We start from the raw sequence: 14,878 nt of genomic DNA, 5'->3' as shown, positions 1-14,878 counted from the left end.
GGTGCTCGGGCGGGTCTGGCGGCGGCCTGAGGTACTGGTGCCGTCGGGGGTCGTCGTGTGGGTGACGACGCTGGTGGGCGGCATGGGGCTGCGGGCCCTGTCGGGGGACGGGACCGCTCTCCCGTTCGTCATCGTGGCCACGGGTTTCCTGGCGCTCACGTTGCTCGGGTGGCGTGCCGGCGTGCGTGTGGCGGGTACGCGGAAGGGCCTGTCCCGGCAGGGCTGAGCGCCTTGTGGAACGTCTCCAAATGACCGCCCGGTCTCTTTGCTGATCGACTCGGTTGACTGCGACGCGCCGTCCTGATGAAGTTACCCGCGAGTCACGTTGGTGGCGGTGGGCGACGCGAAAGGGAGACGATGGCATCTGCGCTGCGCGACTGGCTGGAGAAGCCGAACGGCGGACGTGGCGTTCACCTGGCGGCCGACGACGGCGGCTGGGAGTTCCGCGACTACGGCGAGCTGGCCTCCGGCGCGCGACGCACCGCCGCCGCGCTCATCGAGGAGGGCGTGCGGCCCGGGGACGTCGTCTGCCTGGTCCTGCCCACCGACTTCACGTGCATCGAGTCCTACTACGCGGTGTGGGCGGCGGGGGCGACCGTGTGCCTCATCACCCCGCCGCTGTTCCAGGACGGGGACGACTACGTCGCGCACGTCGCGGCGATCCTGCGGCAGGCGTCGCCCGCGCTGGTCGTCGCGTCCAAGGACCTCACCGAGTACGCGGGGCGGGCCATGGCCGAGGCCGGCATGAGCGGCGAGCCGTGGCAGCCGCGGCAGGCCGTGGACGAGGCGGACGTGCAGCCGGCGGGCGAGCTGGCCCTGCTGCAGTTCACGTCCGGGTCCAGCGGCGCGCCGCGCGGCGTGATGGTCACCTGGGCGAACCTGGAGGCCAACTCCGACCTGATCGTCCGGGAGTCCGGCTACGAGGACGGCGACGTGGTCGCCACGTGGCTGCCGCTCTACCACGACATGGGGCTCATCGGCACCTTCATCACGCCCATCGCGCGGCAGGGGATGCTGCGGCTGATGCGGCCCGACCACTTCATCCGCGACCCCGCGCGGTGGATCCGCCTCTTCGCCGAGGCCGCGCACACGGCCGCGCCCCCGTTCGCGTACTCGTACTGCGCGCGGCGGATCAAGCCCGAGCAGCTGGAGGGCCTCGACCTGTCGGGCTGGAAGATGGCGCTGATCGGCGCCGAGCCCATCGACCCGAACACCCTGGAGGTGTTCGCGCAGCTCGTCGAGCCGTTCGGGTTCTCGCGCACGATGTTCAAGCCCGCCTACGGCATGGCGGAGACGACGCTGCTGGTCACCATGGACAGCGAGCAGCGGCCGCCGCTCGCCGTCCGGCCCGACCCCGAGTCGCTGTCGTTCGGGGAGCCCGTCCGGATCCTCGACCAGCACCGGCTGGGGCCGGAGTCGCTCGGCGCGAAGGCCGGATGGGTCGTCGGGTGCGGCACGCCGGAGAGCGACGTGCCCGTCATGATCGTGGACGACGACGGGGCCGAGCTGGGGGACGGGCTGCTCGGCGAGATCGTCGTCGGCGGCGCGTCGGCCTGCCCGGGGTACTACGCGGGCGCGGAGGCCAAGTCGACGCGGTTCATCGACGGGCGGGTCTTCACCGGGGACGCCGGCTTCTTCCACGAGGGGCAGCTCTTCGTCCTCGGGCGGATGGGCGACAGCATCAAGGTGCGCGGGCGGTCCGTCTACGTCGAGGACCTCGAAGCGAAGATCGCCGAGGTGAGCCGGCTCGGCAAGGGCCGCATCGCGACCGTCGCGGTGCCGGACGCCGGCCGCAAGGGCCTCGCCCTGTTCGCCGAGACGCAGGACGAGTCGTGGACGGCCGCCGTCCGCGAGATGCTGCGCCGCCGGCTCGGCGACGACGTCGAGCTGACGATCGTCATCGGCACCGGGCTGATCCAGCGGACCTCCAGCGGCAAGCCGCGCCGCCGCTACATGTGGGAGCGGCTGAAGTCGGGGAAGATGGAGGGCGCGCGCATCGTCCCCTGATTGCGGAGGCCGGTTGCGGCGCGACACGATGGCGCTGACGCCGTGAAAGGTGCGCGATGCCGGCTGTAGCCAGAACGCTCCTGCGCCTGGGCTCCCGCCTGGGCTCCACCGCACAGAACGCCCTGGAGGTCGCCCGGTTCGGCGGGTTCGACACCGACGAGGACGCGTCCCCCTGCGAGGTGGTGACCGAGCAGCGGGTGTACCGGCTGCGGCACTACTTCCCCGGGTCGGCGGGCGGCCCGGTGGTGCTGCTCGTCCCGCCGCTGATGATCACCGCGGAGGTGTACGACATCTCCTCGCGGGTCAGCGCGGTCCGGGTGCTGCGCGACCTGGGCGTCGACCCCTGGGTGGTCGACTTCGGCGCGCCGGAGCGGGAGCCGGGCGGGCTGGAGCGGACGGTCAGCGACCACGTTCTCGCCGTCAGCGACGCCGTCGACCGCATCCGCGAGGCCACCGGGCGGGACGTGCACCTCGCCGGGTACTCGCAGGGCGGCATGTTCGTCTACCAGGCCGCCGCGTACCGGCGCAGCGAGGGCATCGAGTCCGTGGTGACGTTCGGCAGCCCGGCCGACACCAGCGTCGGGCTCCCGTTCGGCCTGCCGAGCCGGCTCGCGGCCGAGGGGGTCGAGCGCATCCCCGACGCGCTGCTCGGCGGGTTCGCCGTGCCGGGCTGGGTGACGCGCCTCGGGTTCCAGGTGCTCAGCCCCGTGAAGTCGGTCCGGTCGCGGGTCGACTTCATCCTGCAGCTGCACGACCGGGAGCGCCTCGCGCCGCGCGAGCGGCAGCGCCGGTTCCTGGAGCGGGAGGGCTGGGTGTCGTGGCCCGGCCCGGCGCTCGCGGAGTTCATCCGCCAGTTCATCCAGCACAACCGGATGCTCACCGGCGGGTTCGTCATCGGCGACCGGCCCGTCACGCTGGCCGACATCACCTGCCCGGTGCTCACCTTCGTCGGGGAGGTCGACGAGATCGCCGGGCCGCCCATGGTCCGCGGGATCAGGCGTGCCGCGCCGCGCGCGCAGGTGTACGAGGCGTCGCTGCCCGCCGGGCACTTCGGGCTCGTCGTCGGCAGCCTCGCCATCGCGCGGACGTGGCCCGCGGTGGCCGCGTGGGCGAAATGGCGCGCGGGCGACGGGGAGCTGCCGGGCATCGTCGCGCCCGTCACCGGGGACGAGGAGGCGGCCACCGCCGAACTGCCCGGCGGGCCCGCCGGCTACGGGCTCCAGCTCGCGATGGGCGTGGGCGCGGGGGCCGCCCGCTCCGCGTTCCGCACGGCGGCGCGGGCGGTGCACGGCACCCGGGAGCTCACCGGGCAGGCGGCGCAGAACCTGCCGCGGCTGGCCCGGCTGGAGCGCATCCAGCCCGACACCCGCATGTCCATGGGGCTGCTCCTGGACGAGCAGGCCCGGCGCAGGCCGGACGAGGTGTTCTTCCTCTACCACGGGCGCGGCCACACGCACGACGCCGCCAAGCGGCGCATCGACGCCGTCGTCCGCGGGCTGGTCCACATCGGGGTGCGGCGCGGCGACGCGGTCGGCGTGCTCATGGGCACCAGGCCGACCGCGCTGGCACTGGTGGCCGCGCTGAGCCGGCTCGGCGCCGTCGCGGTGCTGCTGCGCCCCGACGGCGACCCGGACGCGGAGGCGCGGCTCGGCCGGGTGACCCGCGTCATCGCCGACCCCGAGCACGCGGCGCGGGCCGCGAAGCTGGAGGGCGTGGACGGCTACGTACTCGGCGGCGTCGGACGGGCGGAACGCGGCCCGCTGACCGACATGGAGGCCATCGACCCCGACCGCGTCGAGCTTCCCGGCTGGTACCGGCCGAACCCGGGGCGGGCCGGCGACCTGGCGTTCGTCGTGTTCACCGGGGAGGGGGATCTCCTGCGGGCCAGCCGGATCACGAACCGGCGCTGGGCCCTGTCGGCGTTCGGGACGGCGTCGTCCGCCGCGCTGTCGTCGTCCGACACCGTCTACAGCATCACGCCGCTCCAGCACCCCTCCGCGCTGCTGATGAGCCTCGGCGGCGCCGTCGCGGGCGGGGCCCGGCTCGCGCTCGCCGGGGGATACGACCCCGCGACGTTCTGGGACGAGGCGCGCCGCTACGGCGTGACCGTCGCGTCCTACACGTGGCTGCTGCTGCGCGACCTGGCCGAGGCGCCGCCGGACCCGGCCGAACGGCACCACGCCGTCCGGCTGTTCATCGGCTCCGGCATGCCGCGCGGCCTCTGGCGGCGCGTCGAGGACCGGTTCGCGCCCGCCCGGGTGCTGGAGTTCTACGCCTCCACCGAGGGCGAGTCGGTGCTGGTCAACCTCAGCGGCAAGAAGCCCGGGTCGCTGGGCCGCCCGCTGCCGGGCAGCGCCGAGGTGCGGCTCGCCCGGTACGACCTGGAGAGCGGGCGCCTGGAGGAGGGGCCGGACGGGTTCGCCGTCGAGTGCGAGCCCGGTGAGATCGGCATGCTGCTCGCCCGGTCGCGGCCCCCCGCGGGCGGGGCCGAGACCCGGTGCGTGCGCGGCGTCTTCCACCCCGACGACGCCTGGACGATCACCGGCGACCTGTTCCGCCGGGACGCCGACGGCGACTTCTGGATGGCCGGGCGGGAGACGGAGCTGATCCGCACGGCCGAGCGGATCGTCCCGCCGGGCCCGATCCGCGACGCGCTCGGCGACCTGCCCTACATCGACACCGTGGCCGTCTACGGGCTCCCGGTGGGGGAGACGGAGATCGTCGCCGCGGCGGTGAGCCTCCGCGACGTGGGCGAGCTGAGGCCCCTGGACCTGTCGGAGGCCATGCTCCGGGTGGAGCCGGAGCTGCGGCCGGCGATCGTCCGGGTCGTGGACGAGGTCCCCCTCACCGCGGGCGGGCGGCTGCGGACCGCGTCGCTGCGGGACGAGGGCGTCCCGCCCGCCGGCGACGGCCGCACCTACCACCGCACCAGGGCCGGGGCGTACCGGCCGCTGACGGACGCCGCGCGGCGCCGGCTCCTCGCCGCCCCCGCGGGCCGCCAGGCGCGCTGACCGGGGAGTCACAATTCACCGGCCGCAAGCCTGGACTTACCGGTGTCCCCTGCGTTACAACAAAGCAACAGATTTCGGTCTTTTGTTGCACGCGTTCCGGAGGGGTCATGACGAGCGTCCTCGCGCCGCCGCCGCAGGGCAGCGATCTGAAGCCGGTCCCCGGCGTGCCCGGCATCCCGTACATCGGCAGCACCCTCGCGGTGATGCGCGACCCCATCGGGATGGCCCGCAAGCGCTACGACCAGTACGGACCCGTCGCCTGGGGGTGGCTGCTCGGGCAGCGGACCGTCACCGTCCAGGGCCCCGAGGCCGCCCAGGTCGTCCTCGTCAACCGGGACAAGGCGTTCGCGAACGGGCCGGCGTGGAGCTACTTCATCGGGCCGTTCTTCAACCGCGGCATCATGCTCCTCGACTTCGAGGAGCACCTGCACCACCGCCGGATCATGCAGGAGGCGTTCACCCGTCCGCGGCTCCAGTCCTACATGGAGGCGATGGCGCCCGGCATCGTCAAGGGCGTCGAGGCGTGGCAGCCCGGCGACGGGTTCAAGGTCTACGACCACGTCAAGCAGCTCACGCTCGACCTGGCCGTCGACGTCTTCATGGGCGTCGAACTGGACGACGCCGAGCGCGACCGGGTCAACGGCGCGTTCATCGACGCCGTCCGGGCGGGCACGGCCTACGTCCGGTTCCCCGTCCCCGGCCTGCGCTGGCACCGCGGGCTCAAGGCCCGCAAGGTGCTGGAGGAGTTCTTCTACCGGCACCTGCCCGCCAAGCGCCGCGACGGGGGCGACGACCTGTTCGCGGCCCTCTGCCAGGCCGAGACCGACGACGGCGAGCGGTTCACCGACGAGGACGTCGTCAACCACATGATCTTCGCGCTGATGGCGGCGCACGACACGACCACCATCACGATGACCTCGATGGCGTACTACCTGGCCAAGCACCCCGACTGGCAGGAGCGGCTGCGCGAGGAGTCGCTGGCCCTCGGCAAGGCGCAGCCCGGTTACGACGACCTCGACCACTTCACCGGCATCGACATGGTGATGAAGGAGTCGCTGCGGATGGTCGCGCCCGTCCCGGCGCTGCCGCGCAAGGTCGTCAAGGACACCTCGATCCTCGGCTTCCACATCCCGGCGGGCTCGCTCGTGGTCGTGCCGATGCTCAGCAACCACCACATGGCCGACTGGTGGCCCGACCCGGACCGGTTCGACCCCGGGCGGTTCTCCGCCGAGCGCCGCGAGGACAAGGTCCACAAGTACGCGTGGTCGCCGTTCGGCGGGGGCGCGCACAAGTGCATCGGCATGTACTTCGCCGGGATGCAGGTCAAGACGATCCTGCACCAGGTGCTGCAGCGGTACCGCTGGAGCGTGCCCGCGGACTACCAGTGGCCCCTGGACACCACGTCGCTGCCGTCGCCGAAGGACGGCCTGCCCGTCCGCCTCGAACGTCTGGAGCAGAGCTGATGGCCAAAGCCGTTGGAGGCGCCGTGGCGGGCAAGGTCGTCGCGATCACCGGGGCCGCGCGGGGGATCGGGCTCGCCACAGCGCGGGCCCTGAAGGCGGCGGGCGCGACCGTCGTCATCGGCGACATCGACGAGACCGCCGTGAAGGAGGCCGCCGAGGCGCTCGGCGTCACGGGCCTCACCGTGGACGTGACCTCCCGCGAGTCCTTCACCGCGTTCCTCGACGGGGCCGAGGAGTCCGCCGGGCGGCTCGACGTCCTGGTCAACAACGCCGGGATCATGCCGATCGGGCCCGTCACGGACGAGAGCGACGCCGACGCCCGCCGCTGCATCGACGTCAACGTGCACGGCGTGATGCTCGGCACCAAGCTCGCCCTCGGCCGGATGCTGCCGCGCGGGACCGGGCACGTCGTCAACATCGCGTCGGTGGCCGGGATCATGTTCACCCCCGGCCTGGCCCTCTACAACGCCAGCAAGGCCGCGATCGTGGCGTTCACCGAGGCGACCAGGCTGGAGGTCGAGGGCCGGGGCGTGCGCGTCGGCGCCGTCCTGCCGACGTTCACCAACACCGAGCTGGTCGCCGGCACGCGCAGCCCGAAGGGGCAGCGCAACTGCGAGCCCGAGGAGATCGCCGCCGCGGTCGTGGCGATGATCGGCAGGCCCCGGCCGCAGACCGTCGTCCCCGAGCGGCTCGGCCGGCAGATCCGGATGGGCGCGCTGTTCCCCGACAGGGTCAGGCAGGCCGTGGCGCGGCGCCTCGGCCTCGACTCGATCTTCCTGGAGTACGACCCGGATGCGCGCAAGGACTACGACGCCCGCATCCGCTCCGGCTCCTAGCCGGTCAGGCCCGCCGCGGTGCCCGGTGCGCCCCCTGCGCCCGGCGCGCGGCGCGGAAGGCGCGGCGGGCCTGCGGGACGTAGCGGACGGCCTCGGGCAGCAGCGGCCACACCCGGTTCCCCGCGCGGACGACCGCCGCGAACCGCCGGTGGCGGCGCTCGTCGGCGGCGCTCCACGGCAGGTCGAGCAGCTCGCGCATCCGCGGGTGCAGCCCGCCGACCGTGATGAACCGGGCGACCGCGTTCAGCGGCGGCGACACCGCGCGCCACACCGGGGCGGGGACCTTCGGCGGCGCGGGCAGCCCCTTCTTGACGTAGCCGACGCCGTACCGGGCGGTCTTGTGGGGGACGATCACCTCGTCCAGCATCCGCTTCCAGTACGTCTGGAACGCCTCCCAGTCCTCCGGCATAGCGCGGTCGCTGACGCCGTACATCCGGAACCAGACCTTGGACTCGTCGTAGATGCGGCGCTTCTCGTCCTCGCCGAGCGGCCGGATGAACGTCTCGACGCCGTACAGCATGTTGTCGAGGAACGTGGCGTGCGCCCAGTAGTAGGTCTCGGGATCGAGGGCGTGGTAGCGGGAGCCGTCCGGCATCGTGCCCTTGATGTCGCGGTGGTAGTCGCGCACCTGCCGGCCGGTCTCGGCGGACCGCTCCCCGCCGTACACGGTGTTGAGGATCGGGCCGGCGGACCGCTTCACCCGCGCGAACGTCTCGGAGAAGAACACCGAATGGTCGAGGACGCCCTGGCCGAGCTCGGGGAGCATGTTCTGCAGCACGGCCGCCCGCGGCCCCACGAGGGCCATCCGGGTGTCGCCGAAGTAGCGCCAGGTCAGCGAGCCTGGCCCGAGCGGAGCGGGGGTCTGGGTCTCTGCCTGGTCCGTCATGTGCACCGCCGGGAGTCGCAGTGAGAAGTACAGAACGACGAATATTGTAACTGTGTCGCATCCGCTCGCACGACGCGGGTGCCCGAGCCGGTTAGGGTGCCGCTATGACCTTGCACGCGACCGGAGTCGAGGGGCTGCGGGCCCGGCTGGCGGCGCCGGAGGCCGACCCCGACGACCTCGACACCCGCATCCTGGACGCCGCGCTCACCGAGTTCGAGACCTACGGGCTGCGCAGGGTCAGCGTCGAGGACGTCGCCAAGCGGGCCGGGGTCGCGCGCACCACCATCTACCGGCGGTTCAGCAACAAGGAGCAACTGCTCCAGGCGGTGATCCTGCGGGAGTGCCGCCGGTTCCTCACCGCGATAGCCCAGGCCACCGAGGACCTCGCGTCCCCCGAGGACGCGGTCGTCGAGGGCTTCGTCACCGGGCTGCAGAGCGCCCGCACGCACCCGCTGATGACGCGCGTCCTGGAGAGCGAGCCCGAGGCGGTCATCCCGCAGCTCAGCATGAACGGCGGCGCGGTGATGCTCGCCGCCCGCGACATCCTCGCCGACCGGCTCCGCCGCGCCCGCCCGGACGACCCGCAGGACCACGACACCGTGGCCGAGGTGCTGCTGCGGCTCGCGGTCTCGCTGCTGCTGGTCCCCGGCGGGGGCCTCGCGCTGGAGGACGAGGACGCCATCCGCGCCTTCGCCCGCGACTACCTCACCCGGATGCTGCGTCCGGGCGGGGGCTGACCGCCCGGTTCCCGTACCCTGGTTCGAACTTTGTTCTAGAAATGGAGGCGGGGCATGGAGGCGATCGCTCAGACGTCCTACGGGAAGGTCCGCGGCACCACACGGGACGGCGTCACCGCCTTCCTGGGCATCCCCTACGCCGCGCCGCCGTTCGGAGCGGACCGCTTCCGGGCGCCCCGGCCGCCGGAGCCGTGGGGCGGCGTCCGCGACGCCGCCGAGTACGGGCCGACCGCGCCCAAGCCCGGCTACCCCCCGCCGTTCGACAAGCTCCTCCCCGACCCCGCGATCCCGGGGGAGGACTGCCTCAACCTCAACGTCTGGACGCCCTTCTTCGCGGGGGGCACAGGGGGGTCGTCCCCACTGAATGACCAGACCCCTGACCCGGGGGGCCCGGGCCTTCCGGTCATGGTGTGGATCCACGGCGGCGCCTTCCGCAACGGCTCCGGCGCCGTGCCGCTCTACAGCGGCCGGAACTTCGCCCGCGACGGCGCCGTCTGCGTGACGATCAACTACCGGCTCGGCGTCGAGGGCTTCGCGAACCTCCCCGGCGCGCCGCTCAACCGCGGGCTGCTCGACCAGATCGCCGCGCTGGAGTGGGTCCGCGACAACATCGCCGGCTTCGGCGGCGACCCGGACCGCGTCACGGTGTTCGGCGAGTCGGCCGGCGCGATGAGCGTCGCCACGCTGCTGTCGCTCGACCTCGGGCTCTTCCGCCGCGCGGTCGCGCAGAGCGGCGCGGGCACCATCGCCCAGGACCCGTCGGACGCGCTGCTCGTCACCAGGGAGATGGCCGCGCGGCTCGGCGTCGAGCCGACCGCCGAGGCGTTCGCCGCGCTCGATCCGGCCGCGATCCTGCCCGTGCAGGCGGCCGTCGCCGCCGAGGTCGCGGCGCTGCCCGACCCCGGCCGCTGGGGCCGCACCACCGCCGCGGGCGGCATGTCGCTGACCCCGATCCTGGACGGCGAGCTGCTGACCCGCCGCCCCGAGGACGCCATCGCCGACGGCGCCGGGCGGGACGTCGACCTGCTCATCGGCTACACGTCCGAGGAGTTCCGCTTCTTCCTGATGCCGACCGGCCTGGCGCGCGACCTCACCGACGAGCTCGTCGGCGCCGTCACCACCGGAATGGGCGTCCCGCCGGAACTGCCCGCCTCCTACCGCGCCCACCACCCGGACCAGACGCCCGGCGAGCTGATGGCGACGATCATCACCGACCACCTGTTCCGCGTCCCCGCCCACCGGGCCGCCGCGGGGCACGCCGCGTCCGGCGGCACCGGCGGGACGTGGATGTACGAGTTCGCGTGGCGGTCGCCCGAGCACGACCTGGGCGCCTGCCACGCGCTGGAGCTGGGCTTCGTGTTCGACACCCTGGGCGAGGGCACCGAGGGCCTGGCCGGGCCGAAGCCGCCGCAGGCCCTCGCCGACCGCATGCACCGCGCCTGGACGGACTTCGCCGCGCACGGCGACCCGGGCTGGCGGCGGTTCGACCCGTCCGTCCGCGCGGTGCAGGTCTTCGACGACCCCGCGGACGAGGTGGTCGAGGACCCGCACGCCGAGGACCGCCGCCTCTGGGGCTAACGCCCTCCCGCCGGGTCCGCGGGTCTCGTCGACTTGCGGGCCCGGGGGGCGTTCGCCTGGCGGGTCAGCTGCCGAGGCGCTTGCGGCCCTGGGCGCGCACGCGCTTGCGCTGCGACGGGTCGAGCATCATGTATCCGACGAGCGGCGCCCCGAGGACGCCGAGGATGATCAGCGCGGTCAGCCACCACGGGAAGATGAACAGGGTCAGGAAGCCGACGACGACTCCGCCGATCACGAACTTTGTCTGGGTCGACATCTGGTACCTCCGTTTACGGGCCGCCCGATCTGTACAACGGCCGCCGGGCGACCGCTGTTCCACGATATGTCGCGAGTCCCCCGGATGGCCACAGTGAAGTGTCCCCGCAGGCAGCGGGTTCGATCCTCACAGCCGGGCCGGGCTCAGATGCGCAGGGAGAGCTGGCCGCCGCCCAGCGTCCGCAGGACGTCGGCGTGCAGCCGGCCGTTGGTGCACACGACGCTGCCGCCGTCCGGGCCGGGCACCCCGGACAGGTCGGTGAACATGCCGCCGGCCTCCTCCACGATGACCTGGAGCGCGGCGAGGTCCCACAGCGACACCTCGGGCTCGGCCGACACGTCGACGGCCCCTTCGGCGACCATCATGTGGGACCAGAAGTCGCCGAACGCCCGCGTCCGCCACACCGAGCGGGTCAGGTGGAGGAACCGGTCGAGGCGCCCCTGCTCCTCCCAGCCGCTGAGGCTGGAGAAGGACAGTGAGGCGTCCGACAGGTCCGTCACCGACGAGACGTTCATCCTGGTGGCGCGGGTCAGGCTGCGGCCCGTCCAGGCGCCGCCGCCGCGGGCGCCCCACCAGCGCCTGTTCAGGGCGGGCGCCGACACCACCCCGACGACGACCTCGTCGTTCTCCATCAGCGCGATCAGCGTCGCCCAGACGGGCACGCCCCGCACGAAGTTCTTCGTCGCGTCGATCGGGTCGATGATCCAGCAGCGGTTCCCGTACCCGGTCCTGCCGTACTCCTCGCCGAGCACCGCGTCCCGCGGGCGGGCCCGCTTCAGCGTGCCGCGGATCTGCTCCTCGACGCTCCGGTCCGCGTCGCTGACCGGGGTCAGGTCCGGCTTGGTCTCGATGTCGAGATCGAGGGCGCGGAAACGCCTGCTCGTGATGTCGTCGGCCCCGTCCGCCAGCACATGCGCGAGACGCAGGTCATCGGAATAGCCCGCCACGGCGTGCAACGCTACCCTGATCACCCGTTCCGCAGACACACGTACCCGCGCAGTTACGGGCTTTTCGGTCGGCCGGTCGGGGCGCGCCGCGCGGACCGGGCCGTTCCGGGGGCGCGGGGGTGGCAGCATGGGGGCCATGCCGCACGACCTTCCCGAGTGGGTGGCCGAGCTGACCGACCCGCGCAGGGCCGGGACGCTCGACGAGCTCGCCGACCGCCTCGTCCCGCTGGCCGAGCACGCCATCGACGTCTCCCGCCGGCTGCAGGCGCAGCTGAACGAGCTGAACGACCCGTTCAAGCGGGAGGCGCTCTACGGGCGGGTGGAGCGCCTGAAGGCCCGCGCGGGCGAGGCGCTCGACGAGATCACGGCGGAGATCGCCGCGTCGGGGGAGCAGCGCATCGAGCGGGTCTGGGCGGACTGGGCCGGCCGCGCGGGGCCCGGCGACCACGGCGAGCGGAAGCGCGAGCTGCAGCGCCTGCTGGACCGCGACATCGTCCCCGTGCTGTCCAGGCGGCAGCGGGACGTCGCCGAGCGGGTCGCCGAGCGCACCTCCGGGGCGCTGGAGGAGGCGACGCAGACGCTGCTGACGCGGGTGGAGCAGCTCGCCAAGGCCGTCACCGACCTGATCCACGACGTGCTGCCGCTCGCCCGGGAGGGGCTGATGCTGGCCAGCCGCATCTCGGCCCTGTCGAGCCAGGCGCGGAAGGCGGGCCGCGGGCCGGTCCCGGACGAGCTGAAGGACGCCGCGGCCGAGACGTCGCACGCGTTCGACGAGGCCGTCGCGCGGCTGGAGCTGGAGTGGGCGGCGCTCGGCGCCAGGTCCGCGAGCGTCCGGGCGGCGCTGCGGGGCGCGGAGGAGAGCGCGTTCAGCAGGGTCACCGAGGAGATGACCCGGTGCGTCGAGGAGCTCGCGCCCGAGCACGTCAAGGCGCTCAACGAGGCCGAGGCGCGGGCGCGCAGCCTGTTCGAGGAGCCCTCGAAGGGCTAGCCGGCCGGGGGTCAGAGCGCCTGCGGGAAGCGGAACAGCCGCCCCGGGTCGTGCGCGGCCTTGACCTTGCGCAGGCGGCCGAGGTTGGGGCCGTAGTAGGCGCCGGCCCAGTCCTTGAGGTCGGGGTCGACGTAGTTCACGTAGGCGGTGCCGCGCATGTAGGGCTCCATCGACGCGTGCGTGGCGCGGAGCCAACCCGTGTCGGGCGCCAGGTACTGGACGCAGAACAGGCCCTTGCGGTGGGGGAAGGCCGTGTCGCCCGGCCCCACGCGCGCTATCGCGCCGCCCATGGCGTCCATGAGCGCCGAGCGGTTCGCGACGTCGTTGCCCTGCTCGAAGCGGGCGAGCAGGGTGCTGATCGCGTCATCAGGCAGGGGTTTGTAGGCGATGTGGGACTTTCCGGCGTAGTCGGTCCGGGGGAAGTTCCCGCCCGGCCGCTCGCCGGGGAGGCTGCCCTGCGCGTGGCACTGCTCGACGGTCTGGCCCGCGCAGCCGCCCAGGAACTTCATCGCGTCCAGGAACGGGCGGGCCTGGGCGTCCGAGGAGTCCGGGTCGGTGCCGATCGCGGCCGTCAGCTTGTTGATGTGGGCACCGGCGTCCGCGAGCGCGACCCCGATGACCTCGACGGTCGGCGTCCCCGTGCCGGGCCCGGTGTCGAGGTGCAGGCTCGTCCAGACCTCGTCGGGTGCGGCCGGGGCCCAGCGCTGCCAGCCGCGGACCACCGCGGCGGCCCGCGCCCAGGGCCAGCGCAGGGAGAACGGCGTGACGTCCCCGGCCTCGTGCGTCCGGTACGTGAACGAGACCGCGACGCCGAAGTTGCCGCCGCCCCCGCCCCGGCACGCCCAGTACAGGTCGGCGTTCTCCTCCCGGCCGCAGCTCAGGATCCGTCCGTCCGCCGTGACGAGCCGCACCGACTCCAGGGCGTCGCAGGACAGCCCGTACGCGCGGGACGTCACGCCGAGACCGCCGCCGAGCGTCAGGCCGGCCACGCCGACCGTGGGGCAGCTGCCCGAAGGGACGCTCACGCCCGCACCGGCGAGCTCGCCGTACAGGTCGATCAACCGCGTCCCCGCGCCGACGACCGCGCGGCCGCCGTCGCGCCGCACCGCGTCCATGGGCGAGACGTCGACGACGAGTCCGGTGCCCGTCGACCAGCCCGCGTAGCTGTGCCCGCCGCTGCGCACCGCGCACGGCATCCCCTGCAACGTCGCGAACGCGATGCATTCGGCGACGTCCTGCGGGGTCTCGCAGTACGCGATGCCCGCCGGTTCGACGTCGTCGTAGCGCGGGATGTACAGCCGCCGGGCGCGGTCGTAGGCGGCGTCGGACGGGCGGATCAGGCGGCCGTCCAGGCCGCGGGCGAGGGCGTTCCAGTCGGCCGGGCCGGTCGGGCGGGGACGGGACGGCCGGCCGCCGGTCGCGGGCGGTTCCCCGCCGGAGCAGCCGGCGGCGGCCAGGCCGCCGAGGAGCGTCGCCCTGAGCGCCGCCCGCCGGCCGATGCGCCCGGCCCCGCGTGTCAGGACGGGCTCCGCAGCGTCTTGAGGATGGTCTCGTAGTAGGGCACGCCCGCGTCCCAGTGCTTCTGATCGCCGATCAGGACGGCCTGGTAGACGGCACCGCCGAGCTCGAAGACCCGCACCCGCACGCGGCCGGGGATGCCGTCCCTCGTGAAGGTGAACTGGAGCTCGGCCGCCTGACCGCCCTGGTACGGGACGTCGCGCTCGAAGCTCTCCTGCTTGTAGCCGGGGTAGTCCGGGTCGTCCTTCATCTTTCGCGCCGCGTCCGCGAGGCCGTCCGCCAGATCGCCCTGGGGGGTGGAGGCGACGCGCTGGATGCTCACCCCCCGCTTGACGCCCTGGGCCGGGTCGGTGAACGTCACGTCGTCGCCGGAGCCGTCCTCCTTCCAGCCCTCGGGGACGGCCGCGGCGAACCCCGGCCCCTGGTACGGGCGGTACCCGTCGGGCACGCCGCCGGCCTGCGAGGAGGGGGAGGAGGAGGTCGTCTCGCCGGCCCGGTTCTCGTTTCCGGAAGGCCCTTGTGAGACGAAGACCACGATCGTGACGACGGCGGCGGCCAGCGCGGCAGCGAAGACCCCCGCCGGGACGATCAGCTGCCACGGGGGGCGCCGGCGCGGAGCGCGGACGGGCGGCCCGGTGGGGGGCCCGGTGG

General features: G+C 73.6%; 13 protein-coding genes. 8 read left to right on the top strand and 5 right to left on the bottom strand.

Translation table 11 applies throughout. The features are described 5' to 3' along the window. The 5 genes from E1266_RS27265 to E1266_RS27245 form a co-directional block, all read left to right on the top strand. On the top strand, window positions 1–226 hold a 226-nt coding region (locus E1266_RS27265), incomplete at its 5' end, for a DUF3054 domain-containing protein (RefSeq protein WP_132051767.1). Window positions 227–357: 131 nt separating this feature from the next. After that, complete coding sequence (locus E1266_RS27260) at window positions 358–2,007, top strand: AMP-binding protein (RefSeq protein ID WP_132051765.1); 1,650 nt, start codon at window positions 358–360, stop codon at window positions 2,005–2,007. 56 nt (window positions 2,008–2,063) lie between these two features. Next, the gene (locus E1266_RS27255; RefSeq protein ID WP_132051763.1) at window positions 2,064–5,018 is read left to right on the top strand and encodes an AMP-binding protein; all 2,955 of its coding nucleotides are present in this window, start codon (window positions 2,064–2,066) and stop codon (window positions 5,016–5,018) included. A gap of 107 nt (window positions 5,019–5,125) precedes the next feature. Continuing rightward, complete coding sequence (locus tag E1266_RS27250; protein ID WP_132051761.1) at window positions 5,126–6,481, top strand: cytochrome P450; 1,356 nt, start codon at window positions 5,126–5,128, stop codon at window positions 6,479–6,481. Further along, window positions 6,481–7,317 carry an SDR family oxidoreductase gene (locus tag E1266_RS27245; RefSeq protein WP_132051759.1) on the top strand — a complete coding sequence of 279 codons (837 nt, stop codon included), beginning with the start codon at window positions 6,481–6,483 and terminating at the stop codon, window positions 7,315–7,317. The genes E1266_RS27250 and E1266_RS27245 overlap by 1 nt, the downstream gene beginning before the upstream one ends. Before the next feature lie 4 nt (window positions 7,318–7,321). On the opposite strand, the gene E1266_RS27240 is transcribed toward E1266_RS27245, so the two are convergent. Next, window positions 7,322–8,203, bottom strand: coding sequence for an oxygenase MpaB family protein (locus E1266_RS27240; RefSeq protein WP_132051757.1), 882 nt, complete (start codon window positions 8,201–8,203; stop codon window positions 7,322–7,324). A gap of 104 nt (window positions 8,204–8,307) precedes the next feature. On the opposite strand from E1266_RS27240, the gene E1266_RS27235 reads away from it, so the two are divergent. Further along, complete coding sequence (locus E1266_RS27235) at window positions 8,308–8,940, top strand: TetR/AcrR family transcriptional regulator (RefSeq protein WP_132051755.1); 633 nt, start codon at window positions 8,308–8,310, stop codon at window positions 8,938–8,940. Between the two features lie 54 nt (window positions 8,941–8,994). Next, window positions 8,995–10,518 (top strand): carboxylesterase family protein, encoded by a 1,524-nt coding sequence (locus E1266_RS27230; protein WP_132051753.1) that lies wholly within the window; start codon window positions 8,995–8,997, stop codon window positions 10,516–10,518. A gap of 64 nt (window positions 10,519–10,582) precedes the next feature. On the opposite strand, the gene E1266_RS27225 is transcribed toward E1266_RS27230, so the two are convergent. Both E1266_RS27225 and hisN read right to left on the bottom strand, forming a co-directional pair. Next, window positions 10,583–10,774 carry a hypothetical protein gene (locus E1266_RS27225; protein WP_132051751.1) on the bottom strand — a complete coding sequence of 64 codons (192 nt, stop codon included), beginning with the start codon at window positions 10,772–10,774 and terminating at the stop codon, window positions 10,583–10,585. A 143-nt stretch (window positions 10,775–10,917) separates the two neighbouring features. Beyond that, window positions 10,918–11,721 carry a histidinol-phosphatase gene (gene hisN, locus E1266_RS27220; RefSeq protein WP_132051749.1) on the bottom strand — a complete coding sequence of 268 codons (804 nt, stop codon included), beginning with the start codon at window positions 11,719–11,721 and terminating at the stop codon, window positions 10,918–10,920. Window positions 11,722–11,857: 136 nt separating this feature from the next. On the opposite strand from hisN, the gene E1266_RS27215 reads away from it, so the two are divergent. Beyond that, window positions 11,858–12,709, top strand: a complete 852-nt coding sequence (locus tag E1266_RS27215) for a hypothetical protein (RefSeq protein ID WP_132051747.1) — start codon at window positions 11,858–11,860, stop codon at window positions 12,707–12,709. An 11-nt stretch (window positions 12,710–12,720) separates the two neighbouring features. Here the strand turns inward: E1266_RS27215 and E1266_RS39600 are convergent, their stop codons facing one another. Beyond that, window positions 12,721–13,968 carry an FAD-dependent oxidoreductase gene (locus E1266_RS39600; protein ID WP_279436350.1) on the bottom strand — a complete coding sequence of 416 codons (1,248 nt, stop codon included), beginning with the start codon at window positions 13,966–13,968 and terminating at the stop codon, window positions 12,721–12,723. 257 nt (window positions 13,969–14,225) lie between these two features. Continuing rightward, on the bottom strand, window positions 14,226–14,878 hold a 653-nt coding region (locus E1266_RS39595; protein WP_243718935.1), incomplete at its 5' end, for a hypothetical protein.

The sequence above is a fragment of the Actinomadura sp. 7K534 genome (genome assembly GCF_004348575.1).
Taxonomy (GTDB): Bacteria; Actinomycetota; Actinomycetes; order Streptosporangiales; family Streptosporangiaceae; genus Spirillospora; species Spirillospora livida.
This window is presented reverse-complemented; position numbering and strand designations above follow the sequence as displayed.